The following is a 26,798-nucleotide window of genomic DNA, read 5'->3' on the forward strand; positions in this document are numbered from 1 at the left end:
TGACGGACTTGGCAAAAGTCATCCAGCTGTCAGATGAACTTTCAAATAAAATAGCGGCCGGCGAGGTGGTCGAACGGCCTGCCTCAGTCGTTAAAGAATTGGTGGAAAACGCCATCGACGCAAACAGCACAGTCATTGAAATCGACATAGAGGAAGCGGGGCTTTCGTCGATTCGGGTGCTCGATAACGGCGAAGGGATGGAAACCGATGATTGCAAGCGGGCTTTCCGCCGCCACGCGACCAGTAAAATCAAAGATGAAAACGACCTGTTCCGGGTGAGAACACTCGGTTTCCGCGGAGAAGCTTTGCCAAGTATCGCGTCTGTTTCTCATCTGGAAATCAAAACGAGCATCGGCGAGGGAGCGGGAACCCATCTCATTCTTCAGGGCGGGAATATCATTTCTGAGCAGAAATCCTCCAGCAGAAAAGGAACGGAGATTATCGTTACCAACCTGTTTTTCAATACACCCGCCAGATTGAAATATATGAAAACCGTGCATACGGAGCTCGGCAATATTACGGATGTTGTCAACCGGATCGCTCTTGCGCATCCGGAAGTATCGATCCGTCTCCGCCATCAGGGGAAAAATCTGCTGCAGACAAACGGTAACGGGGATGTGCGCCATGTGCTGGCCGCAATTTACGGGACGGCGGTTGCGAAAAAAATGATACCGCTCCATGTCAGCTCGCTTGATTTTGAAGTCAAGGGCTACATTGCGCTTCCGGAAATCACGCGTGCATCCAGAAACTACATGTCATCTGTCATTAACGGAAGATACATTAAGAATTTCCCGCTTGTAAAAGCGGTGCATGAGGGCTATCACACACTTCTGCCGATCGGCCGCCATCCGATTACGTTTATCGAAATTACGATGGACCCGATTTTGGTTGATGTCAATGTCCATCCGTCGAAGCTTGAAGTCCGCCTCAGCAAAGAGACGGAGCTGCATGAGCTGATCCGTGACGGGATAAAGGAAGTGTTTCAAAAGCAGCGGCTTATTCCGAGCGCCCAGCTCCCGAAAAAATCAGCGCCGGCGCCGGCCAAAAACGAACAGCAATTTATGACATTCGAGGAAAGCGCGCCTGAGCGGAAACTTCCTGAAAAAACGCCGGAGCCGTCTTACTCACCAATGAAGCTGAGTTCGGTCGTAAAAGAGCCTGAGCCGGTAATAATAGAAGAAGAGATCCTCCCGAATGAAGCGGATCACGATGTGCCGCCGAAGATCGGTATGCCCGAAACGGCAGCGCCTGTTTCCGATACTCCGGAACCGGAAGCTGTCTCTGAAGAAATACGGGAAGAAAGAGTTCCGGTGATGTATCCGATCGGCCAAATGCACGGGACATATATTTTAGCCCAAAACGAAAACGGCTTGTATATCATTGACCAGCATGCGGCCCAAGAACGGATTAAATACGAATATTTCCGGGAGAAAGTCGGGCAGGTCGAGCCTGAAGTGCAGGATATGATCGTGCCGCTCACCTTTCATTACGCGGCAAATGAAGCGCTGATTATTGACCAGCATCAGCATGAGCTTGAAAGCGTCGGAGTATTTTTAGAAGCATTCGGCACGAACAGCTACATCGTCCGCTGCCATCCGGCCTGGTTTCCAAAAGGGGAAGAAGCTGAACTGATTGAAGAAATCATTCAGCAGGTGCTTGACGCCAAACAGATCGATATTAAAAAACTGCGGGAGGAAGCGGCCATTATGATGAGCTGCAAAGGCTCAATCAAAGCGAACCGCCATTTGCGAAACGACGAAATCAAAGCGCTCTTGGACGACCTGCGCCGAACGACAGACCCGTTCACATGCCCGCACGGCCGGCCGATCATTATCCACCACAGTACGTATGAGATGGAGAAGATGTTTAAGCGTGTGATGTAATAACAACGTTTATGTGAGACTAAACCGTTATTTGCCTACAAGCAGCCTTACTAGTTTGAATGACCCAGCCTTTCAGAGATAACTTTTGAGTTTTTTAATTTCTGGCATAATTGGTGCATCGGTATGCCGTCAATCATGAAAATGATTTGTTTAACATCCAGCTGCTTTTCCGTCATATAAAAATTGTTTTTGGAGAGTATTTGGGATTGGCGATGTAGTATCCTGTGTTTGGTGTAACCGTCTATATCGTCCATTGACTGCATTAATAGTGAAATAATTGGAGAAAACGGTTCCTGAAAAATCTCATGTTATTTGTGAAGAATTTAAATAAAATTGGAATTTGGCGGGTTATACTATCCGCAAGTCAGTCAAGGGGGACTAGTAATTAGCCCCCCCTTACATTTAGTTCTTCCTGCGGTATTTTCTATTTTTGATCAAACTGAAAACCACTAAGAGAACCACACCGATAGCAACAATATAAAATGAAAGTTCTGCTGCTGCGGTATTAATATTCTTAAGAACAAGGATAAGCCCTATTAAAACTATAGGAATAATGTAAGTTAGAATTTTTATAGCTTTTGGGCTCGGTTCAGCATTACTTTTATGTTCCATAGTTACCTCCGATCTTAGCACTTTAGAAAATAATCACTTTAAAGCTTAACACAGGATAAATTTGTTAAACACCAACAATAGCCCCGTTTAAATGAAAAGCCTAAGAGTTTTAGTAATCCGCCAAGCGGCTGTTGGGTTGCCAGTTCTTTTAGAGCACCCGCATAGCACGCATCTTCCACTGCACCAGTAAAATTGTCGATCGTATTAAGAATTATTTCAAAACGCCGATTCTACCCATAGGCAGCTTTAGCAGGTATTGCATCCCAGGGCAATTTACCTTGAGCAGTAAACTCCGACCCATATAACATAGTCTATTTGTCTAATGTTTAATATTTTATATTTACTTTTTACACTTAATGATTTTATGTTAGTTTTGTTTTTGCACAGTAAAAAGCTGCGCGACGCTTTCGTGAATTGTTGCAGCTAGGGCTGATTTGAAAAGAGTGTAAATTACGCCGTACTTTTCTAAGTTCAATTATGTTAATGTCAACATAACGTTGAATTCGGTGTAAGAACTAAGGTATTCTGATATATTTCGAGAGCCCGTATGGTTTAGTTTATCTTGAAGAAAAGGATTGAAATAATAGTCTTGATTGCGGGTCATTTCTAAAAACTGATTATCCCCTTCGGCCGCTTCGGCAATTGCTTTTCAAAACAAAAGCTCAATTTGTTTTCTTTTTATCCGAAACTCATATTCATCCTTCATTTTCTGAATAAAATTCCCTAAAGAATTCATCTAAATTAATATTCTGATTTACTTATATATCAGCATAGCAATTTGTAAAAAAGGTCCAGACTGGTGCTTTTGGCGGGAGCAGAAAGTTTTTTTAACTTTACCGGAAAATCCATGGAAAAACGTGGTGTCATCTGGTAAAGTGGTTACAGTCGGCTGGGCGGCGGCAGCAGTCTGCCCGGATCTTTTAAATGGGAATGGTGACAATGGATCATACATATGAAGTGCATCAAATCAAAACTTATCACCAGATGTGGTCCAACTATTGTTATATTATCGCAGACCGCTCAAAAAAATCTGCGATAGCGGTGGACCCGTCCTGGGAAATCGATAAAATAACCGATAAACTGCATGAATTGGATGTTGATTTATCAGCTATTTTATTAACACATTCGCATTATGACCATGTAAACTTGGCGAAGCCGCTTCAGCAAATCTATCATTCTGATATATACATGTCGTCGGCGGAAATCGATTTCTATCAATTCCGGTGCAGAAACTTAATAGCGCTTGAAGACGGCCAAACCTTTGCGGCCGGAGGGTTTATCATCAGAAGTATACTGACCCCGGGACATACGGCCGGGGGAATGTGCTATTTGCTATCTGATCATCTTTTTACCGGTGACACCGTGTTTACAGAAGGGTGCGGTATATGTGGGGACAGGGGCAGCTCAGCTGAAGATATGTTTCACAGTATACAGAGGATCAAAGCCTCCATTCCGCCGCATGTGCGTGTGTATCCGGGGCACTCCTTCGGGGAGAAGCCGGGTCAAAAAATGGAGAGTCTTTTGAAAAACAATATTTACTTTCAGATTGAAAAAAAAGAACATTTTGTGAATTTCCGCAACAGAAAAAATCAAAAAGGGCTGTTTCATTTTAAGTAATGTGTAATTTAGTTCTATCTAACTAGCTTTTCTTTTGAGGCAAGGAACTTCTGAAATGGAATGGAAGTTATTACTAGATTTCTGGTGATGAATGGCTGAGTAACGGGAGTTTGCGGAAGAGAACGCCGGGCAGGCCGGATGGGACATTCTGCTTACGCCTGTTCCGAAAGCCCTGAGTCCGCCTTTCGACAGGGAAAAATAGGCATTATTCAGGAGTTCGCATAGGATAAATTAACTTGACATGGTATTTTTGTGAAGTTACTATCAACTTGAACATGCTTCTTATCTGAATCCGAGAAAGGATGGCTGAGAAAATGATCACATACTTATTCCCCGGACAAGGTTCTCAAAAGCAGGGAATGGGGAGCTCATTGTTTGATGAATTTAAAGACTTAACGGAGCAGGCTGATGAAACACTCGGATATTCTATGAAACGGCTTTGTCTTGAGAATCCGTATTCCAACCTTCACAAGACGCAGTTCACCCAGCCTGCTTTATATGTTGTAAACGCGTTAAGCTATTTGAAAAAAATCCAAGACAATGACATAAAGCCGGATTATGTGGCCGGCCACAGTTTGGGAGAATATAATGCGCTGTTTGCAGCAGGTGCTTTTGATTTTATTACCGGTCTGCAGCTTGTCCGTAAAAGAGGCGAATTAATGAGTATGGCCACTGACGGAAAAATGGCCGCTGTTATGGGGTTAACTGCAGCTCAAGTGTCAGACGCCCTTCAAACGCACGGATTACATACGATTGATATTGCCAATATGAATTCTCCTTACCAAGTTGTCATATCCGGACGCAAAGAAGACATTGAAAGAGCCAAAAGCGTATTCGAAGGATTAAAAGACGTTACGATGTTTCATCCGTTAAACGTAAGCGGCGCTTTTCACTCGAGATATATGAGTGAAGCAAAACAAGAGTTCGAAAAATTTTTACAGTCATTTCATTTTTCTGCTATATCAATTCCTGTCATTTCTAATGTTCATGCCAGACCTTATGAGCAAGACGGAATCCACTCCGTTCTGGCCGATCAGATCGACCATTCAGTGCGATGGAACGACAGCATCCGCTATCTGCTGGACAAAGGGCGGATGGAATTTGAAGAAGTCGGCCCAGGCCATGTGCTGACAGGACTTATTCACCGCATCAAAAAAGAAACTGAAGCTTCACCCGCCATGTAGCGGAATGCAAGTCAAAATTCTTATCTCACACAATAGTGCCAGCCATACAACATCACGACCACTTCACCTGCACACGACATCACGAAAAACTCACAAATCAATATTTTGAAAAAATAAAGAGCAAAAAGGAGAACAAATGAACCAGCCAATTGTTTTCATGTTTTCTGGACAGGGTTCCCAATACTATCAAATGGGGAAAGAGCTGTTTGCACATAACGCCGCTTTTCGGCAGAAAATGCTTGACTTGGACGATTTTGCAGTCAGCCGTTTCGGTTACTCTGTCCTTAAAGAGATGTATCATACAGGCAATCGTCTGTCTGATCCATTTGACCGCCTTCTTTTCAGCCATCCTGCCATTTTTATGGCTGAGTACGCACTTGCATATGCTTTGGAGCAAAGAGGCATACGTCCCGATTATGTGATCGGAGCAAGCCTCGGAGAGTATGCAGCGGCCGCTGTGTCGGGGGTGCTGAGCGCCGAGGATGCTTTAGATTGCGTGCTGGAACAGGCCCGAATCGTTACGGAAACTTGCCGTAACGGCAGCATGCTTGCGATACTGGGTGATCCGGCTTTATATCAAGATGATCCGCTGCTCGGCGAACATAGTGAATTGGCATCTGTAAACTATCATTCTCACTTTGTCATCTCGGGAGAGCGGGAACATATCAAAAAGATCATGGACGATCTGAGAGAAAAGCAGATTCCTCATCAGCTATTGCCGGTATCTTACGGGTTTCACTCAGCGCTGGTTGATCAGGCGGAACAGCCGTACAAGCGCTTTTTAGCTCAGAAATCAATCCGGACTCCGTTTATACCGTACATCTCCAGTGCGACCGGAGGGGCTGAGACCGATATACAAGCGGACTTTTTCTGGGATATCGTAAGAAAGCCGATTCGATTCCGCGAAGCGCTTCAATTCGCAGACAGCCGCCAAAAAGGATTGTATATTGATGCCGGGCCTTCCGGAACATTGGCCGCATTTGCCAAACAGATTCTTCCTGCAGGATCGGCTGAACGCATCCGTGCCATTATGACGCCGTTTCATAAAGAACAAACACATTTGCAGCAAATAGAAGACAGCATTTTATCACCGCCCGGAAGGAGACTGTAAGATGATCAGCTTTGTTTTTCCAGGCCAAGGCTCGCAAAGAATAGGGATGGGGGAGGACCTGTTCGGCCGCTATCCTGAATTAACCGCAAAGGCCGATCACATTCTCGGATATTCCATTCAGGAGCTGTGCCGGGACGGAGAACGTCTCAATCAGACTCAATTCACTCAGCCGGCGCTCTATGTCGTCAATGCCCTCAGTTATTTGAAAAAAACAGAAGAAACCGGCTTGAAACCGGATTTTACCGCTGGACACAGTTTGGGCGAATATAACGCGTTATACGCTTCGGGCGCCTTTGATTTTGAAGAAGGCTTACAGTTGGTCAAAAAAAGGGGCGAACTGATGAGCCGCGCCAAAGGAGGCGGCATGGCAGCGGTGATCGGCCTGACTCATGAGCAGGTGACGGATGTTTTAAGAGAAAATCACTTGGATATGATTGATATCGCCAACATGAACACACCGCAGCAAATTGTCATTTCCGGATATAAAGAAGATATTGAAAAAGCAGCATCCGTTTTTGAAGCCGTAAACGGCGTAAAAATGGTTCACCGCTTAAATGTCAGCGGCGCCTTTCACTCCAGATACATGCTGGAAGCGAAGGAAGAGTTTTCACGGTTTATTGAATCTTTCCATTTTAAGCCGCTGTCCATCCCGGTCATTTCAAATGTGACGGCAAGACCCTATGAGCAGAGAGAGCTGAAAGAGACACTCGCCGGACAAATAACGGGATCGGTGAACTGGACAGACAGCATCCGTTACTTAATGGGAAGAAAGAACATGAGCTTTGAGGAAATCGGTCCCGGAAAAGTGCTGACGGGGCTGATACAAAGAATTACGGCTGAAGCGGAGCCGATAACAGATGAAATCAAAGTCCCGGCTGAGGCTGGAAAAAGCTCAATTACGGCAGCGTCTTTAGGAAATGAAGAGTTTAAGCGCGATTATCAATTGAAATACGCCTACTTGGCCGGCGGCATGTACCGCGGAATTTCTTCGAAGGAAATGGTTGTCAAACTGGCTGAAAAAGGAATGATGGGCTTTTTCGGAACGGGCGGTTTGAACATCGCGCACGTTGAGGACGCCATTTTGTCAATTCAGCATGAGCTTCGTGACGGCGGTTCCTTCGGCATAAATGTTGTACATAATATGAAGCATACAGATTCAGAAGAAAAAATGATTGATCTTTTACTGAAGCATGGGATTCAGAACTTGGAAGCATCAGCGTTTTTAACGGTTACTCCCGCTTTAGTAAGGTTTCGCGCTAAGGGGTTAAAACGCGGTGCCGGCGGACAAATAATAGCGCGTCAGCGGATTATCGCCAAGCTGTCCCGTCCGGAAGTAGCGGAAGCGTTTCTCAGCCCGGCGCCTGATCACATTCTGCAGAAACTTGCAGCCGAAAACAAAATTACCGCTGAAGAAGCAAGTCTGATGAGAGAAATACCCGTTGCGCATGACATCTGCGTAGAGGCTGATTCAGGCGGCCACACTGACGGCGGAGTTGCTTACAGTCTCATGCCGGCGATCATCCGTTTACGAGATGACATGATGAAAAAATACCGATACGGCAAAACCGTCCGCATCGGAGCCGCAGGGGGAATCGGAACGCCCGAGGCTGCCATGGCTGCATTTATGCTCGGCGCTGATTTTATTGTGACCGGATCTATTAACCAATGCACCGTTGAGGCAGCGACGAGCGGCCTCGTAAAGGACCTCCTGCAGCAGATGAATGTGCAGGACACGGCCTACGCGCCGGCCGGCGATATGTTTGAATCAGGCAGCAAGGTGCAGGTATTAAAGAAAGGGCTGTTCTTTCCGACCCGCGCCTCTAAGCTGCATGAACTGTATCAGCGTCACCGCTCAATTGAAGAAATTGATGAAAAGACACTCAGACAAATAGAAGAGAAGTATTTTAAGGCAAGTGTAAGCAGTATTTATGACAAAGTGAAGGCTCATTATTCGAATGAAGACATTTCAAAAGCCGAACGGAATCCGAAACAGAAAATGGCGCTCATATTCAAATGGTATTTCAGGCAAAGTTCTGCTTCGGCGATTAAAGGAGACCCGGATGCCAAGGTAGACTTCCAGATTCATTGCGGCCCGGCATTAGGCGCCTTTAATCAATGGGTGAAAGGTACGGAGCTGGAGTCCTGGAAAAACCGCCATGCCGATGGTATCGGCATGCGGCTTATGGAAGAGACGGCCACGCTTTTGAATCAGAAGTTAGGTTCATTTTTGCAAACGTGTTGACAAGACGAAATGATAGATTGAAAACATGGAATATTCATAAAAGATGAAACAGGGAGGAACTGACAATGAGTAAAGAAAGAATCTTTGAATTGCTGCAGAACACAATCTACGAGGTTTTACCTGATTTAGAAGGCGAACAGCTTTCACAGGAAGACCGGTTAGTTGATCTGGGGGCGGATTCAGTGGACCGCGCCGAAATTATCACGATGATGCTTGAAGAATTATCACTGCAGATCCCGCGTGTTGAGCTGACGGGAGTGTCAAACATCGGCGAATTGGCGGAAAAGCTTTATGAAAAGGTACAGGCTGTCTGATAAAACGGTGGAAAAATCGGAAACTCAAAATTCATATTGGAGGCGAAGTTCATGGCGGCTGCCGGAATAGAAGCGATAAATGTGTTTGGCGGGACAGCATACCTTGATGTCATGCAGCTGGCGGAGTACAGAAACTTAGACCCTGCCAGATTTGAGAATTTACTGATGAAAGAAAAAGCGGTGGCGCTTCCGTACGAAGACCCTGTTACATTCGGCGTTAACGCGGCAAAGCCGATTATCGACCGATTGACAGAGGCTGAAAAAGACAGAATCGAGCTGCTGATTACCTGCTCGGAGTCCGGCATTGACTTCGGAAAATCACTCAGTACATATATTCATGATTACTTAGGCCTCAACCGGAACTGCCGTTTATTTGAACTGAAACAAGCCTGTTATTCAGGAACGGCGGGTTTGCAGATGGCGCTTAACTTTATTTTGTCGCAGACATCCCCCGGAGCGAAGGCGCTTGTCGTCGCGACGGATATTTCCCGGTTTTTAATTGCCGAAGGCGGCGATGCGTTAAGCGAGGATTGGTCTTACGCAGAACCGAGCGCCGGAGCGGGTGCCGTCGCCTTATTGATCGGTGAAAATCCAATTGTATTTCAGGCGGATGCGGGCGCTAACGGCTACTACGGCTATGAGGTGATGGATACATGCCGTCCGATCCCGGACAGTGAAGCCGGTGACGCCGATTTGTCATTGATGTCTTACCTCGATTGCTGTGAACAGACATTTCGCGAGTACAAAAACCGTGTGCCGGGCGCTGACTACAAAGAGACGTTTCACTATCTTGCCTTCCATACACCGTTTGGCGGCATGGTCAAAGGGGCCCACCGGACGATGATGCGCAAGCTTGCAAAAGCGAAAAACGCTGAAATCGAACAGGATTTTCAAACCAGAGTAGAGCCGGGGCTCCGCTATTGCCAAAGAGTCGGAAATATTATGGGAGCAGCCTCTTTACTGGCTCTTGCAAGCACGATTGACCAAGGGGGATTCGACACTTCTAAGCGGATCGGCTGTTTTTCCTACGGCTCCGGATGCTGTTCAGAATTTTACAGCGGCGTTGTGACGCCTGAAGGGCAAGCGCGGCAGCATTCTTTCAATATAGAAGAGCATCTGAACAACAGATACAGGCTGTCCATGGAAGAGTATGAAGAACTGTTTAAAGGCAGCGGTCTGGTGAAGTTCGGAACCCGGAATGTCAAATTGGATATTAATATGATTCCGAACATTTTAGACCATCATGCCGGGAGCCCTCGTTTATATTTGGAAGAAATCACGGAATTTCATCGGAAATACAGGTGGATATCGTGACCTATGAAACGATAAACGTCCGTTTTCAGCAAAATGTCTGCTTCATCACCTTTGATCGGCCTGAAGCCAACAATACGATTAATGAGCGTTTAGTGGAGGAATGCCTGCATATTCTTTCTGAATGTGAAGACTCCGTGACCTCCGTAGTGCTTGAAGGGCAGCCGGAGGTATTTTGTTTCGGGGCGGATTTTGATGAGATGTACCGGAAAATGAGGCAGGGAATGCAGCATGCGGAATCGCAGGAGCCGCTTTACCGTTTGTGGCTGGCATTAAAATCCGGGCCGTACATCACAATCGCCCGCGTCCGCGGACAAGTAAATGCGGGAGGTGTCGGTTTTGCCGCCGCGTGCGATATCGTCATTGCAGAGGAGAATGCTTCGTTCAGTTTATCTGAACTGTTATTCGGACTTTATCCGGCCTGCGTTCTGCCGTTTTTAATTCAAAGAATCGGATTTCAAAAGGCGCATTATATGACGATTATGACAAAGCCCGTGCCGGCACGCCAGGCGCTTGAATGGGGACTTTGTGACGTATGCGTCCCGGACTCAGCAACAGAGCTGAGAAAGCATTTGCTGCGTCTTCGCCCTCTGTCGAAAAAAGCAGTCATCCGCTATAAACAATACATGGATTCCTTAAACGACCTTGTTCATCGTTCGAAATCCATTGCTCTAGCCGAAAATCAAGCGATGTTTTCAGATCCGGATAACCAATCAGCCATCTTCCGTTATGCAGAAACGGGGCGGCTTCCTTGGGAAACGGAGAACAGTTAGGAGGATATCATGCCGAACGCCGCAGTTGAACTGCTCGAAATTGAACCGGATATTATCCAAGTGACAATGCAGGATAAAGCCCATAAAAACGCCTTCTCCAAAGAACTGACGGATGGATTGATGGAAGCATTCACCCGTATAAAAAAATCGTCAGTCTATAAAGCTGTGATTTTAACAGGATACGGCCATTACTTTGCTTCCGGAGGCACACAGGAAGGCCTGCTCAGGATTCAGCAGGGCATCACGAAGTTTACGGAAGACCGCATGTACTCTTTGGCGCTGGAATGTGATATTCCCGTCATTTCCGCCATGCAGGGCCACGGAATCGGAGGCGGGTTTGTCATGGGGCTTTTCAGTGATTTTGTCATTTTAAGCAAAGAAAGCGTGTATACCGCAAACTTTATGAAATACGGTTTCACCCCCGGAATGGGCGCTACCTTTATCGTTCCGGAGAAGCTTGGGGCAAGCCTCGGCCATGAAATGCTGTTAAACGGCGGCCACTACCGCGGCGGTGACCTGGAGAAAAGAGGGGTGCCTTTTCCGGTGCTTCCTCGGCAGGAAGTACTAGACTATGCGCAGGAATTGGCCCGTGAGCTTGCGGAAAAACCGAGAAACTCTTTAATTACATTGAAAAGGCACTTGGTGACGCCGTTTCGCGAGCAGCTTCCGGCCGTCATTGAGAAGGAGTTAATCATGCACGATGAGACGTTTCATGATGATGAAGTGAAAAAACGAATCACGACGATGTACGGAGTATAAGACATACATCTTACATACAGATGAAATGGAGGCAGCTCTATGAAAAGTGATATGAAGGCAAGCGGGTTACTCAAGCCATCTGTCAGCTATGGAAAATCATTGCGGCTTTCAGCGGATCAGCCGATGACGATTCCTGAAGTCCTGCACAAAACCGCCGCGGCAGCGGGAGATCAAAAGGGCATCACATATATACAGCCTGACGGCACCAAAGTGTACCAGACTTACAGCGGCCTGAAAAAGATCGCTCTTTCGATTGTGAAAGGGCTCCGCCAATCAGGAGTGAAGGCTCAGGATGAAGTCATATTACAGCTCAGTGACAATTCCCAGCTGATTCCTGCTTTTTGGGGCTGTGTTTTTTTAGGAGCGATCCCGGTTCCGCTTGCGGCCGCTCCGGCTTATACAGAAATGAACAGCGGGACGCAAAAACTGAAAGACGCCTGGACGCTTTTGAATCGGCCGTATGTCATCACAAGCCGTGACGTGCTGCCGGAGATGACTGAATGGGCGGAGGAGCAGGAGCTTTCCGGGTTTTGCGCTTTGGCGGCAGAAGATCTCAGTGCGCACGAAATGGATACGGACTGTCATCATCCCCGTCCCGAAGATTTGGCGATGCTGCTTTTGACCTCGGGAAGCACGGGCACGCCGAAAGCCGTGATGCTCAGCCATGAAAACATCGTCTGCATGGTCAAAGGAAATATTCAGATGCAGGGCTATACAAGTGAGGATGTCACGTTTAACTGGATGCCTTTTGACCATGTCGGCGGCATCGGAATGCTTCATCTGCGTGATGTTTATCTCGGATGTGAGGAAATCAACATACCGAGCGAATCCATTTTGATGGACCCTTTAAAATGGCTCGATCTGATTGATCATTACCGCGCTTCGGTCACGTGGGCCCCCAATTTTGCCTTTGGGCTGCTTGCCGATTTTGCAGAAGAGATTCAAACGCGGAAATGGGACTTATCTTCCATGCGTTACATGCTGAACGGCGGGGAGGCCGCGGTTGCGAAAGTCGGACGCAGAATTATGGAGCTTTTAGAGCCGCACGGTCTGCCGGCTAATGCCATCCGACCCGCATGGGGAATGTCCGAAACGTCTTCAGGCGTTATTTTCTCAGATGAGTTTACACTGGAAAACACGAATGACGACGATCGTTTCGTCGAGATCGGTCTGCCGATCCCGGGATTTAATATGAGAATTACGGATGACCGCAATCAAGTGGTGGAAGAAGGAGAAATCGGCCGCTTCCAAGTGTCGGGTCTGACTGTAACGAGCGGATATTATGAGCGCCCGGACTTAAATGAGAGTGTCTTTACAGAAGACGGCTGGTTTGAAACGGGAGATCTCGGATTTCTGCGTGAAGGCCGCCTGACGATAACGGGGCGCACAAAAGATGCCATCATTATCAACGGTGTGAATTATTACAGCCATGCCATTGAATCAGCCGTTGAGGAATTGCCGGAAATTGAAACGTCATATACAGCGGCATGCGCCGTCCGGCCGAATCAAAGCACGACAGATGAGCTGGCGATTTTCTTTGTGACATCTGTTCCGTTGGATGAGAACCGCATGACGAAGCTTCTTCATCACATTCACCAGCACGTGACACAGAGAATCGGCGTTACCCCTGATTATCTGCTTCCGGTCGCAAAAGAAGACATTCCTAAGACGGCGATCGGGAAAATCCAGCGCACTCAGCTGAAACATTCATTTGAACAAGGGCAATTTGATTCATTACATAATAACAGACAAGAAGGCGGCAATTCAGACACGGCTTCTGCAGAGAAAGAAATTGAACGGGATTTTATCCGTTTTCTGAAAGAGGAACTTTCCATCGCGGATGAGCTCGTTGATCCAAATACACCGTTTCAAAGTCTTGGCGTCAATTCCATCAAGATGATGAAACTCGCCAGATCAATTGAAAAAACGTATCACATCCGGCTGACGGCAAGAGAGCTGCACAAAAACCCGACGATTGGCGCTTTAGCGGCTTATACTGCTGAAAAAGCGGCAAACATGTCAGCGGACCATCATCCCCAAAAAGCCGAACCGCCGGCAGAACGGGAGAGACGGCAAACGGCACCAGCGCTTTCAGAAGTCCAAAAAGGGCTGTGGACATTGCAGAAAATGTCGCCTGAAACGACTGCATACCATGTCCCGCTCTGTTTCCGATTCACATCCGGAATCGACAAAGAGAAACTGAAACAGGCGTTTCAGCTCGTATTAAAGCAGCATCCGATGCTCAAAAGCGCCGTGAATGAAACAGAAGGCGGGTTTTATTTCATAGAAGCGGCAGATCCTTTTGTATTCTCGGAAGAAGATATTTCTGACGTCAATGAATCACAAATATCCGCTCTGATACGGAAAAAAGTGAAAGAGCCGTTTGTCAAAGAAGGCGGACCTTTACTGCGCGTGCAGCTGCTTTCAAAATCCGCCGAGGAACATTATCTTTTGACGGTCATTCACCACATCGTGTTTGACGGCATTTCATCCATTACATTTATTCACAGTCTGCTGGAACATTATCAGGCGCTGCTGGAGGGAAAAGAAGAGTTTACGGCTGCCGCTCCCGGTATTCATCCCGATTTCGCGGCTTGGGAAAAGCGGTATTTAGCGGGTGACGAAAGCAAAGCTGCCCGCGCTTACTGGATGAAACAGCTCGAGGGCGATCTGCCTGATCTTCAGCTTCCGCCGATGCGCACGGACAGCAGTGTTCCGGAGTTTACAGAAGATACGCTGACACGCCGTCTTCCCGAACGGCTGCTGAATAATATAACGGCGTTTGCCGCATCCCGTTCGATTCATTTGTCTACCGTCATGCTGAGCTGCTATATGGTGCTTTTAAGCAAATATACGGATAAGGAAGATATTGTGACAGGCATGCCTGCAATGGTCAGACCCGAAGAACGCTTTGACGGAGTGGTCGGCCATTTCCTCAACATGCTTCCCATACGGAGCAGAGCCGGACGAAAAGAAACATTTGCTGACTTTGTTCAAAAGGTGCAGGATGCCGTTCTGGACGGACTGGATCACTCCTTTTATCCGTTTCCGAAAATGGTGCGTGATGTGCATGCGAAACCCCTGCAGAACGGTTCGCCTGTTTTCAGCAATGCCTTTTTCTATCAGAACTTTCTGCAGCATTCAAGCTATCAATCGATGCTTGATGAATACAAGGAATTCTCCTGTGAGTTTGTAAAAGACATTCATCAGGAGGGGGAATATGATCTTGTATTTGAAATGTGGGAAGAAGCATCAGGCATGGATCTTACGATTAAATACAGCACCGAATTATTCGACGAAGCAGGGGCGGCCAGACTTTTCAGCCAATTTGTACAAGCTGCTGAAGCTTTGACGGCGAATCCGGATATGCCGCTTGAGAACGTTTCTCTCATGACAAAAAGAGAGGAGCACATGATTCTTAAGACTTGGAATGAAACAAGCCGTGAATATCCGAATGCCTGCTTCCATGAATTATTCGAACGTCAGGCGGCAGAAACGCCGGACGCTTGTGCGGTCGTGTATGAACAGCAACAGCTGACGTACCGTGAGCTTGATGAAAAAAGCACGAAGCTGGCGCTCTATTTGCAGGCGCACGGTGCAGGCCCTGATGATCTCATCGGCATTTATACAGACCGTTCATTGCATATGGCTGTCGGACTTCTCGGCATTTTAAAAGCCGGAGGAGCGTATGTGCCGCTTGATCCTTCTTATCCCGCTGACAGATTGGAATATATGATCGCCGACAGCAGGATTTCAATGTGCCTGACGACAGCTGATTTAGAGCACTCTTTGAACTGGGGAGGCGTGCAGACAACTGCCATTGACCGCGAGTGGTCTCATATTGAAAGTACAGCCGCGGAAAGAACGTCGCTGAAGCGGTTAGTGACACCTGACGATCTGGCGTATGTCATTTACACGTCGGGCAGCACGGGCAAACCGAAAGGCGTCATGATTCCGCACCGGGCGCTGACCAATTTCTTAATCTCGATGGCGAATGAACCGGGGCTTTCGTCCGAAGACAAACTGCTTGCCGTCACGACATATTGCTTTGACATCGCGGCACTGGAGCTTTACCTTCCTTTAATCAAAGGAGCGGAGTGCAACATCTGTAAGACAGAAGTCACAAAAGACGCACGGAAGCTGAAAGAGCTGATTCAAGAGTACAAACCGACGATCATGCAGGCGACGCCGTTTACGTGGAAAATGCTCTTTCATTCCGGATGGTCAAATGAAGAAAATGTGAAAATCCTTTGCGGCGGTGAGGCCCTTAGCGAACAATTGAAGCAGCAGTTTCTCGATACGAAAAGTGAGGCTTGGAATATGTTCGGGCCGACAGAGACGACAATCTGGTCCGCGGTGCAGCGGATAACGAAAAATGAGAGCGCGCTTACGATCGGGCGCCCGATCGCCAATACCCGCGTGTATATTATGGATTCCGGTCTCAACCCTGTTTTAGAAGGGGTGCCGGGAGAACTTTGTATTGCGGGAGACGGATTGGCAAGAGGGTATTTCAACAAGCCTGAGCTGACAGATAAAGCTTTCGTCAGCCATCGGCTCGAACTGGGATCAAAGCTTTATAAAACAGGCGATATGGCGCGTTTTCTTCCCGGCGGCCGCATTGAATACATGGGACGGATGGATACCCAAGTCAAAATCCGCGGCTACCGGATTGAACCCGGAGATATTGAGAGCAGGCTGAATGCCCATCCGGCCGTACAGGAAAGTGTAGTTGTTGTGAACAATCACTCCGGAAATGAGAAGCTTTGCGCGTTTTATATCCGGAAAAACGGAGAGCCGCTTCCGTCTGCAAAGGAATTGCGCAATCATATGAAACAAGCGCTGCCGGCCTATATGGCGCCAGCTTCGTTTGTCCGTCTTGAAGAGCTGCCGCTTACGCCGAACGGAAAAGTGGACCGCAAGCTTCTTGCTGCCCGCGATCTGACGGAAAAGCAGCCGGACACACAAACATTTTCATCATCTCATATCCAGCAGGCCGTACTGGCGATTTGGCAGGATGTATTGAAAAGCAAAGATATAGAGCTTGATGACCGCTTTTTTGATGCGGGGGGAGATTCGCTTCTTGCCGTGACTGTCACTGACCGGATGACGCAGGAACTGGATTGTGAATTCAGTGTAACGGAGCTGTTTGAATACGCGACGGTAAAAGACATCAGCCGGTATATCGCTGAGCAAAAACCGAAAGAAGCCGTTTTGGCTCCTGTACCGCAAAAGAAAGTGAATGCAGAAGACCGGGAACATCCGGCGGAAGAATTTCCCGATTATTACGAGGACAGCCTTGCGGTTATCGGTATATCCTGTGAGTTTCCGGGAGCGAAAGATCATTATGAATTTTGGAATAACATCAAAGAAGGCAAAGAAAGCATCACCTTCTTTTCAAAAGAGGAGCTCCGCCGATTCGGTATTTCTGAAGAACTGGCTGATCATCCCGGCTTCGTTCCGGCTAAATCAGTTTTAGAGGGGAAAGAAATGTTTGATCCCGGTTTCTTCGGCTTTTCACCGAAAGATGCGGAATATATGGATCCTCAGCTGAGAATGCTTTTGCTCCATTCATGGAAGGCAATCGAGGATGCGGGATATATCTCCAAAGAAATTCCGGAAACAAGCGTGTATATGTCTGCCAGCACGAACTCTTACCGCAGCCTGCTGCCGGAGGAGACGACAGCACAGCTGGAAACGCCGGATGGCTACGTGTCATGGGTGCTTGCCCAAAGCGGTACGATTCCGACGATGATTTCTCATAAACTCGGGTTGAAAGGGCCGAGCTATTTTGTCCATGCCAACTGTTCATCTTCGTTAATCGGCCTGCATTCGGCTTTTCAAAGCCTGCAGTCCGGCGAAGCCAAGTACGCCCTTGTCGGCGGTGCGACCCTTCATACGGAATCAAGCGCCGGATATGTTCATCAGCCGGGGCTGAATTTTTCGAGCGACGGGCATATTAAAGCGTTTGACGCGGATGCTGACGGAATGATCGGCGGTGAAGGAGCCGGCGCCGTGCTCTTGAAAAAAGCGTCTGATGCCGTTAAGGACGGCGACCATATTTATGCGCTGCTGCGCGGAATCGGCGTCAATAACGACGGAGCGGATAAGGTCGGATTTTATGCGCCGAGCGTCAAAGGACAGGCTGAGGTCATTCAGAAGGTCATTGATCAGACGGGCATACATCCCGAAACGATCGCGTACGTCGAAGCTCACGGCACAGGAACAAAACTCGGCGATCCGATCGAACTGTCCGCACTTCAATCGGTGTACGGCCGATATACAGATAAAAAACAATACTGCGGCATCGGTTCAGTCAAAACAAATCTTGGGCATTTGGATACAGCGGCAGGAATGGCGGGCTGCATCAAGGTTGTCATGAGCTTATATCATCAGGAAATCGCGCCGAGCATCAATTACAAAGAGCCGAACCCGAATCTTCATTTAGAAGACTCTCCGTTTTACGTAGCGGAAGAAAAGAAAGAGTTAACCCGTGAGAACAGAGCGCACCGCATGGCTTTAAGCTCTTTCGGTCTTGGCGGAACAAACACACACGCGATTTTTGAACAATATCCGGATGCATCTAAAGCAGCAGACGCTGCCGGTCCGTTCATCATTCCGTTGTCTGCCAGAAAAAAAGATCGTCTGAAGGAGTACGCAAAACAGCTGCTGGCTTTTCTGGAAAGAAAAACGGACACAGACCTCGCTGATCTTGCCTACACGTTCCAAGTCGGAAGGGAAGCGATGGAAGAGCGCGCGGCCTTTATCACAAGCGGCACTGCGGAGCTGAAGCGGCAGCTTGCCGATTTTATCAATGATAAGCCGGCTGTAACAGGCTGCTTCAGAGGAGAAAAACAGCAGGCGAAAGATATTGCCTGGCTTTCTGATGATGATGACAGCGCTGAACTCATTGAGAAATGGCTTGCGAAAGGAAAAGGACCGAAGCTCTGTGAAATGTGGAGTAAAGGCGTCGCCATTAATTGGCACAAGCTTTACAAAGACAAGCATCCGAAACGAATCAGCGTGCCGGTCTACCCGTTTGCAAAGGAGCCGTACTGGCCGAAAAAAGCAGAAAAGAACACATCTGCCGCACACACCGGAGTCTCAGTTTTACACCCGCTCGTGCAGCAAAACACGTCGGATTTGGCCGTTCAGCGGTTCAGCTCACGGTTTACAGGCTCAGAATTTTTCCTGAAGGATCATGTGGTCAGGGAAAAAGCGGTGCTGCCGGGAGCGGCATATTTGGAAATGTCTTATGAAGCGGTAAAACGGGCGCTTGGCGGCTTATTAAAAGACCAAGACAGAATAACGCTCCATCATACGGTCTGGATGAAACCGATCGTCGTTCACGAACAAGAGCGCCAAGTCCATATTGCGCTGTTCCCTGAAGAGGACGGCATCATCTCATATGACATTTACAGCGTCAACGCTGACGGCGAAGAAGTGCTGCACAGCCAAGGGCGTGCCGAGATCATAAAGGCTGAACGAGAGCCTGAGGCCGACCTTTCTGCCATACAAAACAGGTGCAAAGCGGACATTCTTGATCCGGCGGCCTTTTATCGGGAAGGCCGGAGCAGGGGGATGTTCCACGGAAAAGCCTTCCAAGGCATTAAGTCCGCCTTTATCGGCGAGAAAGAAGTGTTTTCGGACATACAGCTTCCGGATTCTGTTTCTCATACGAACGGACAATTTACGCTTCATCCGAGCATCATTGATTCGGCTATTCAGACGGCGACGATCTGTATTATGCAGGAGTTTTCCGGACAAAAGCTGATTCTGCCGTTTGCGTTGGAATATCTTGAAGTCATCAAAGCATGCACGCCGACTATGCGGGCGCATGCACGCTTCAGCGATGGATATCAAACCGGTGATTCCGTGCAGAAAGCCGACATTGACCTGTTCGACGAAACAGGAGCGCTTTGCGTGAAGGTGAGAGGATTCTCTACGAGAGTGCTTGAAGGCGATGCAGAATCGGCTCAGCCGCCATCAGGATCGGAAAAGGTCTTGTTTGCACCGGTCTGGAAAGAAGCCGCCGCATCCGAGAAAGCTTCTGTCCGTGCTGATGAGCATTTGATCATACTTTGTGAAGATGCCTGCCGTATAAAAGATGAAACGGCATTCGGCCTGAAAGACGCCGAACTGCTGATTGCAGAAGGTGAGGGTGAAACAGCCGCTGAACGCTTCCAAAGCTATGCGCAGACAATCGCCGAACACATCCGGCGGATCATCAGCGAAAAAAGGCAGGGCCGCATTCTGATTCAGACCGTTATTTCAGCAGACGGCAGCCAGCAATTGTTTGCGGGGTTAACAGGTTTGTTAAAAACAGCCGAGCTGGAATACGGAAAACTTGACTGTCAGCTCATCGAAATGGAATCAATCGGCGAAATGCCGGCTGTCGCTCAAAAACTGAAAAACGACAGTCATCGGCCGCATGATAAACATATCCGTTATAAAGGAGAAAAACGGTATGTGAAGGCTTGGGAAGAAATGCATCCTGCAGGAGGCGGCACCGTCTGGAAGGACGAAGGTGTATATCTGATTACCGGAGGGGCAGGAAGCCTGGGCTTGATGTTCGCAAAAGAAATCGCAGGTCGCGTAAAACACCCGAAAATCATTCTGACGGGCCGCTCAAATCTGGCAGAAGCCAAACAGCGTGAGCTTGCTATGCTTCAGCACTCAGGCGCAAATGTCGTCTACAAAAAGCTGAATGCGGCAGATCGGCGGGAAAATGAAGCGCTGATCAAAGAGATTACGGAGAAATTCGGAAAGCTTAACGGAATTATTCACGCTGCGGGAGTGATACAAGACCGCTTCCTGCTGCAAAAAACGAAGGAAGAGTTCAGGGAAGTGCTTGATCCGAAAGTGATCGGAACCGCTTATTTAGATGAAGCCAGCAAAGACTGCAATCTTGACTTTTTCGTATTGTTCTCCAGTGTTTCCGGCGTTCTCGGCAATGTCGGGCAGGCTGATTATGCCGCCGGCAACGCGTTTATGGATGCATACGCCGCTTACAGGCAATCCCTTACGGAGAATGGCCTGCGGCACGGAAAAACGGTCGCCTTTAACTGGACGCTGTGGAAAGATGGCGGTATGCAGGCGGGAGACGAGACGGAGAGAATGATGAAAAAAGTTTTCGGCATGGTTCCGCTTCAAAAGGCGTCAGGCCTGGCTGCATTTTATGAAGGAATGGCTCAGGAAAAGCCGCAGCTTTTAGCAGCCGAAGGACACGCAGCGAAATTAAAACAGTCGTTCCTGTCCGTTTCTGAAACTGAAAAGCCGCAGGTGCAGAAAATAGAGCCTGTATCCGCCGTTTCGGGAGACAAATGGCACGGTGCGCTTATCAGATTGGTCAGTTCAATTTTAAAAGTCGGCCAAGACGAGATTGATATTGATACGGAACTGAGTGAATACGGTTTTGATTCTGTATCGTTTACCGTCTTTACGAATCAATTAAATGAAGCGTATCAGCTGGAACTGGCGCCGACGATCTTCTTCGAACACGGGACGATCCGCAGTTTAGCGGAGTATTTGACGGATGAGGCAGAAGCCGGGCTTCCTTCTCAGCCGGAAGAAAAACACGATGCAGAAGAATCTCTTCAAACGCTTCACACCGCTTTGACAGCCATGGTAAGCGGCATTTTAAAAGTTGACCGTGAAGACATAGATACAGATACGGAATTGAGTGAATACGGTTTTGATTCCGTATCGTTTACCGTCTTTACGAATCAATTAAATGAAGCGTATCAGCTGGAGCTGGCGCCGACGATTTTCTTTGAGCACGGAACGATCAGCGGTCTCGCCGGATATTTGGCAAAAGAGCATCCGGGCCGTTTCGGCGAAAAGAAGAAAGAGTCTCCGAAAAAAGCGCAGCCAAAAGCCCAAAAACCGAAAATGCAGCGGAAAAAGCGCTTCGCAACGGTAATGAACGCTGCGGCAGCGACACAAGAGCCGCGCCGCTTTGACCCGGTTGCCATTGTCGGAATCAGCGGCCGATTCCCGGGCGCGAAGGATATAGAGGAATTTTGGCGCAATTTGAAAGAAGGAAAGGATTCGATCACAACCATTCCGAAAGAACGCTGGGATTGGCAAGCGTTTGATGGCGACCCGAATCTTGAAGGGAACAAAACGAATATCAAGTGGGGCGGCTTTATCGACGGAATAGCTGAATTTGATCCGCTGTTCTTTGGGATTTCACCGCGGGAAGCCCAATATTTAGATCCGCAGCAGCGGCTGTTATTGACTTATGCATGGCGGGCGATAGAAGATGCGGGCTGTAAGCCGGAAAGCCTTTCCGGTACAAATACGGGCGTCTTTATCGGCACCGGAAATACCGGTTATAAAGATTTGTTCACAAGGGCAGGTCTTGCGCCGGAAGGACATGCGGCGACAGGCAGCATGATTCCTTCCATTGGTCCGAACCGTTTGAGCTATTTGTTAAATCTTCACGGGCCGAGCGAGCCGATTGAAACGGCATGTTCAAGCTCGCTTGTGGCGATTCACCGGGCGGTATCCGCTATAGAAAACGGAGAATGCGACATGGCGATTGCCGGGGGAATCAACACGATTCTGACGGAAGAAGCGCATATCAGCTACAGCAAAGCAGGCATGCTCAGCAAAGACGGAAAATGCAAAACCTTCTCCAAAGATGCCAACGGGTATGTCAGAGGAGAAGGCGCGGGAATTCTGATGCTGAAGAAACTGACAGATGCAGAACGTGACGGCAATCCGATTTACGGTGTGATCCGAGGTACGGCTGAAAACCACGGCGGCCGGGCGAATACGTTAACCTCGCCGAATCCGAAACTGCAGGCTGATTTATTGGTGAAAGCATACCGGAAAGCGGGAGTGGACCCGAGCACCGTCACGTATATTGAAGCGCACGGTACAGGAACCGAATTGGGCGACCCGATTGAAATAAACGGTTTGAAAGCGGCGTTTCACGAGCTGGCGAAAACACATCAAGAGCCTGAAGTCTCCGGTCACCGCTGCGGCATCGGTTCGGTCAAAAGCAATATCGGCCATTTAGAGCTTGCCGCGGGAGTATCAGGCGTCATGAAAGTGCTTTTGCAAATGAAGCACAAAACGCTGGTGAAAAGCCTGCATTGCGAAACGATCAATCCGTACATTCAGCTCGATGACAGTCCTTTCTACATCGTGCGGGAAAATCAGGAATGGACGGCAGCAAAAGATAGAAACGGAAATGCCATTCCGCGCCGGGCCGGGGTCAGCTCATTTGGCATCGGCGGGGTCAACGCCCATATCGTTATTGAAGAGTATGTCCCGAAAGCAGCCGCTCAGCCTGAGCACAGCCCGGAAAATCCGGCAATCATCCTTTTGTCCGCCAAATCAAAAGAAAAACTGTTTGAACAGGCGCAGCAGCTGCAAAAAGCGATCCGTCAAACGCCGTATACAGATCAAGACTTGGCGGGCGTCGCTTATACGCTGCAAACCGGAAGGGACGAAATGGAAGAGCGCTTGGCCATTCTTGCAGCGACGATGGCGGAATTGGAAACAAAGCTGGAAGCATTTACGAAAAATGAGAAAAACATTGCCGGGCTGTATACCGGCCAGTCTCACCGCAATAAAGATACGTTTGCCTTGTTCACGGCAGATGAAGATATGGACATCGTCATTGACGCCTGGATTAAAAAAGGAAAATTCGCCAAGCTGGCAGAGGTATGGGTGAAAGGCGGCGTATTGAATTGGAACCGGCTGTATGAAAAGGGTACGCCGCGTTTACTCAGTCTTCCGTCTTATCCGTTCGCAAAAGACACGTATTGGGTGCCTGAGAATCCTGACAAAAAGAAGGTCCATACAGAGGAACGGATGAAACGTATTCTGACGAAACAATGGGAACTGAGCCCGCTCGAACTGGGTGAACCGTGCGCACGTTCCGTTGCGATTTTGACAGGCGGGGACACGATCAATCTCGCAGAAGAGATCGCAGCGCACATGCCGAATCACCGTATCATCACCGCATCAGACCTTACCGGTGAATATGACTGGCAGGCGTTTGACGGAGTCATCGACCTCTTCGGCGCAGCGAAAGAAGATTCTCAAGACATGGCCGGAATCAAATGGCTTCAGCAATTGATTGAGCATGGGCATAAAGAAGGGATGACACTGCTTTGTGTCACGAAAGACCTTGAGTCATTAAATAAAGAGGCCAATCAAACAACAGGAGCAAAACGGGCTGGTCTGTACAGAATGCTGGCATACGAGTACGGTCACCTGTCTTCAAGGCATCTCGACCTTGAAGGAGCGCTTTCGGATGACAAACTGGCGAAGCAGATTGCCGATGAGTTTCATGCCCGCACTGATGACGCGGAAGTTTGCCGGAGGGATGGCTTGCGCTACCGCGCCGTATTGAGCGGATCAGAAAATATGAATATGAAAGGCGAGAGAATTGATTTTCCGGCCAACCATGTGCTTCTGATCACCGGAGGGACGAGGGGGATCGGTCTTTTATGCGCACGCCATTTTGCCGAACATTACGGAGTGAAAAAACTGGTGCTTACAGGCCGCGAGACCCTTCCGCCGCGAAGTGAGTGGACGGGCGGACTGAATGGGGTGACGGCTTCTGTAAAAGCGAAAATTGAAGCTGTTCTCGACTTGGAATCCAAAGGTGTACAAGTGAAGGTTTTGTCAGTCCCGTTAGCTGATGAAGCTGGGCTGAGACAGGAACTGAGTCAGATAAAACAGACGCTCGGACCTATCGGCGGCGTGATTCACTGCGCGGGTGTGACCGATAAAGAGACGCTCGCATTCATCAGAAAAACCGATGAAGACATACAGCGCGTGCTCGAGCCGAAAGTAGACGGGCTTCAGGCGTTATACAGTGTGCTCAGCGAAGAGCCGCTGAAGTTTTTCGTCTTGTTCTCTTCCGTGTCAGCTGCGATACCGGCACTTTCGGCAGGACAGGCCGACTATGCCATGGCCAATGCGTATATGGACTATTTTGCAAACTCATACAAAGAGCAGCTGCCGATCGTAAGCATTCAGTGGCCGAACTGGAAAGAAACCGGAATGGGCGAGGTAACGAACAAAGCTTATAAAGAGAGCGGGCTATACAGCATCACGAATGCAGAAGGATTACAGCTCCTTGACAGCATACTTCTTGAATCAGCAAGGGGCCCGGTGCTGCCGGCCGTTCTGAATCCTAAACTGTGGAAGCCGGAGCGACTCCTGCGGCGGAGCAGGCAGGATCAGCCAATGAGTCCGGCTATGGTAAAACCGGCGGAAAAAACCGCTTATACTGCCGCAGACAACGCTCAATTAACAAAGAAAACAGAAGAATGGCTGAAAGAATTATTTTCTGAAGAGCTGCGGATTGACCAGGACCAGCTTGAGACAGACGTATTATTCCAAGATTACGGAGTGGATTCCATTATTCTTGCTCAGCTTCTGCAGCGGATCAATCGGAATCTCTCGGCATCGCTTGACCCGTCCATTCTGTATGAATATCCGACGATTCAATCTTTCGCAAATTGGCTTCTCGAAGGATATACAGAAGTTTTGTCGGAACGGTTTGATTTGGCGGCGGCGGAGCCTGTTAAGAAAAAGCCGGCTGAGCCGGTAATTGAAACACAAGCCGTTAAGGTGCAAGAAGAGCCGGCCGGAAAACAGATTCACCGGGAAGATATCGCGGTTGTCGGCATGTCCTGTCGGTTTCCGGGAGCGGCTTCCTTAGAGGCGTACTGGTCGCTTTTGGCTGAAGGCCGTTCGGCCATCCGTCCTGTTCCGGCTGAACGATGGGGTTTGAAGACGCCTTATTACGCGGGGATGCTCGATGGAATCAATCAATTTGATCCGGACTTCTTTTTACTGGCTGAAGAAGATGTAAAGGCAATGGACCCTCAAGCTTTGGCCGCTCTGGAAGAATGCCTTAACCTGTGGTATCACGCTGGCTATACGCCGGATGAGATAAAGGGAGAAGCAATAGGTGTGTATCTCGGCGGACGCAGCCGTCACAGACCGGGTGAAGAGAAACTGCTGGATGCGAAAAACCCGATCGTCGCGCTGGGTCAGAATTATTTGGCCGCAAATCTCTCTCAATATTTTGATATGCGCGGCCCGAGCGTTGTCCTCGATACGGCTTGTTCTTCTGCTTTAGTCGGAATGAATATGGCCGTGCAGGCTCTTGTAACAGGAGAAATAAAAGCGGCCGTCGTCGGCGGGGTGAGCCTGTTTGAATCAGAAGAAACCCATAAATTATTTGAACAGCGCGGCATATTAAGTAAAGCGCAGTCGTTCCATGTATTTGACGAACGCGCCGATGGAGTCGTGCTGGGCGAGGGTGTCGGAATGGTTCTTTTAAAAACCGTGTCTCAGGCGATTGAAGACGGAGATTCTATTTATGCCGTAGTGAAGGCGGCATCCGTCAATAATGACGGAAGAACGGCAGGCCCGGCTACGCCGAGTCTGGAAGCGCAAAAATCCGTCATGAAGACGGCTCTTGAAAAAAGCGGAAAACAGCCGGAAGACATTACTCATATTGAGGCGAACGGTTCAGGCACGGTCGTGACGGATCTGTTAGAACTGAAGGCCATTCAATCCGTCTACCGTTCAAAAGACGCCGGCCCGCTCGGAATCGGATCTGTGAAACCGAACATCGGGCACCCGCTTTGCGCGGAAGGAATTGCAAGTTTCATAAAAGTTGTTCTCATGCTGAAAGAAAAGAGCTTTATCCCGTTTTTATCAGGCGAGCATGAAAATACACATTTTGATAGAGAAAAGGCCAATATTCAGTTCAGCCGCACTCTGGCAGACTGGCCGTCACCAATACCGGCGGCAGGAATTAACTGCTTTGCCGACGGCGGAACAAACGCCCACGTCATTGTGGAAGCGTGGCAGGAAGACGAAGGGCGCCGAATCAAGCGCCATCCTTTAACACCGCCTGCATTAAATAAGCGGCTGATTTCGCCGGACAGCAAAGAAGAAACGAACGAAAAAGCTGCGGCAAACATCTGGGATACCTATGAAGTGGAGGTTTAAC

Annotated in this window: 11 protein-coding genes; 10 read left to right on the forward strand and 1 reads right to left on the reverse strand. The window is 48.5% G+C overall.

Translation table 11 applies throughout. The features are described from left to right. Nucleotides 1–8 precede the first annotated feature (8 nt). On the forward strand, nucleotides 9–1,883 hold the full coding sequence (gene mutL / locus V7728_RS09410) for a DNA mismatch repair endonuclease MutL (protein ID WP_043021105.1): 1,875 nt from the start codon (nucleotides 9–11) through the stop codon (nucleotides 1,881–1,883). A gap of 402 nt (nucleotides 1,884–2,285) precedes the next feature. On the opposite strand, the gene V7728_RS09415 is transcribed toward mutL, so the two are convergent. Next, nucleotides 2,286–2,495, reverse strand: a complete 210-nt coding sequence (locus V7728_RS09415; RefSeq protein WP_099566746.1) for a hypothetical protein — start codon at nucleotides 2,493–2,495, stop codon at nucleotides 2,286–2,288. Nucleotides 2,496–3,434: 939 nt separating this feature from the next. Here V7728_RS09415 and V7728_RS09420 point away from each other — a divergent pair. From V7728_RS09420 to V7728_RS09460, 9 genes are all read left to right on the forward strand, one after another. Next, entirely contained in the window at nucleotides 3,435–4,112 is a 678-nt protein-coding gene (locus V7728_RS09420; protein WP_099566747.1) for an MBL fold metallo-hydrolase, read from the forward strand. Nucleotides 4,113–4,426: 314 nt separating this feature from the next. Next, the gene (gene fabD / locus V7728_RS09425) at nucleotides 4,427–5,296 is read left to right on the forward strand and encodes an ACP S-malonyltransferase (RefSeq protein WP_069007012.1); all 870 of its coding nucleotides are present in this window, start codon (nucleotides 4,427–4,429) and stop codon (nucleotides 5,294–5,296) included. A gap of 136 nt (nucleotides 5,297–5,432) precedes the next feature. Beyond that, nucleotides 5,433–6,407, forward strand: coding sequence for an acyltransferase domain-containing protein (locus V7728_RS09430; protein ID WP_060561672.1), 975 nt, complete (start codon nucleotides 5,433–5,435; stop codon nucleotides 6,405–6,407). 1 nt (nucleotide 6,408) lies between these two features. After that, nucleotides 6,409–8,649 carry an ACP S-malonyltransferase gene (gene fabD, locus V7728_RS09435; protein ID WP_099566748.1) on the forward strand — a complete coding sequence of 747 codons (2,241 nt, stop codon included), beginning with the start codon at nucleotides 6,409–6,411 and terminating at the stop codon, nucleotides 8,647–8,649. A gap of 65 nt (nucleotides 8,650–8,714) precedes the next feature. Beyond that, complete coding sequence (locus V7728_RS09440; protein ID WP_012117592.1) at nucleotides 8,715–8,963, forward strand: acyl carrier protein; 249 nt, start codon at nucleotides 8,715–8,717, stop codon at nucleotides 8,961–8,963. Nucleotides 8,964–9,014: 51 nt separating this feature from the next. After that, nucleotides 9,015–10,277 carry a hydroxymethylglutaryl-CoA synthase family protein gene (locus V7728_RS09445; RefSeq protein WP_099566749.1) on the forward strand — a complete coding sequence of 421 codons (1,263 nt, stop codon included), beginning with the start codon at nucleotides 9,015–9,017 and terminating at the stop codon, nucleotides 10,275–10,277. Further along, on the forward strand, nucleotides 10,274–11,047 hold the full coding sequence (locus tag V7728_RS09450; protein ID WP_015239888.1) for an enoyl-CoA hydratase/isomerase: 774 nt from the start codon (nucleotides 10,274–10,276) through the stop codon (nucleotides 11,045–11,047). Before V7728_RS09445 ends, V7728_RS09450 begins: the two co-directional genes overlap by 4 nt. Nucleotides 11,048–11,056: 9 nt before the next feature. Beyond that, nucleotides 11,057–11,806 carry a polyketide synthase gene (locus V7728_RS09455; RefSeq protein WP_003154094.1) on the forward strand — a complete coding sequence of 250 codons (750 nt, stop codon included), beginning with the start codon at nucleotides 11,057–11,059 and terminating at the stop codon, nucleotides 11,804–11,806. Between the two features lie 39 nt (nucleotides 11,807–11,845). Then, nucleotides 11,846–26,797, forward strand: a complete 14,952-nt coding sequence (locus V7728_RS09460) for a non-ribosomal peptide synthetase (protein WP_099566750.1) — start codon at nucleotides 11,846–11,848, stop codon at nucleotides 26,795–26,797. Nucleotide 26,798: the final 1 nt, after the last annotated feature.

Source organism: Bacillus sp. JHAA (genome assembly GCF_036961585.1).
Lineage (GTDB): Bacteria > Bacillota > Bacilli > Bacillales > Bacillaceae > Bacillus > Bacillus velezensis.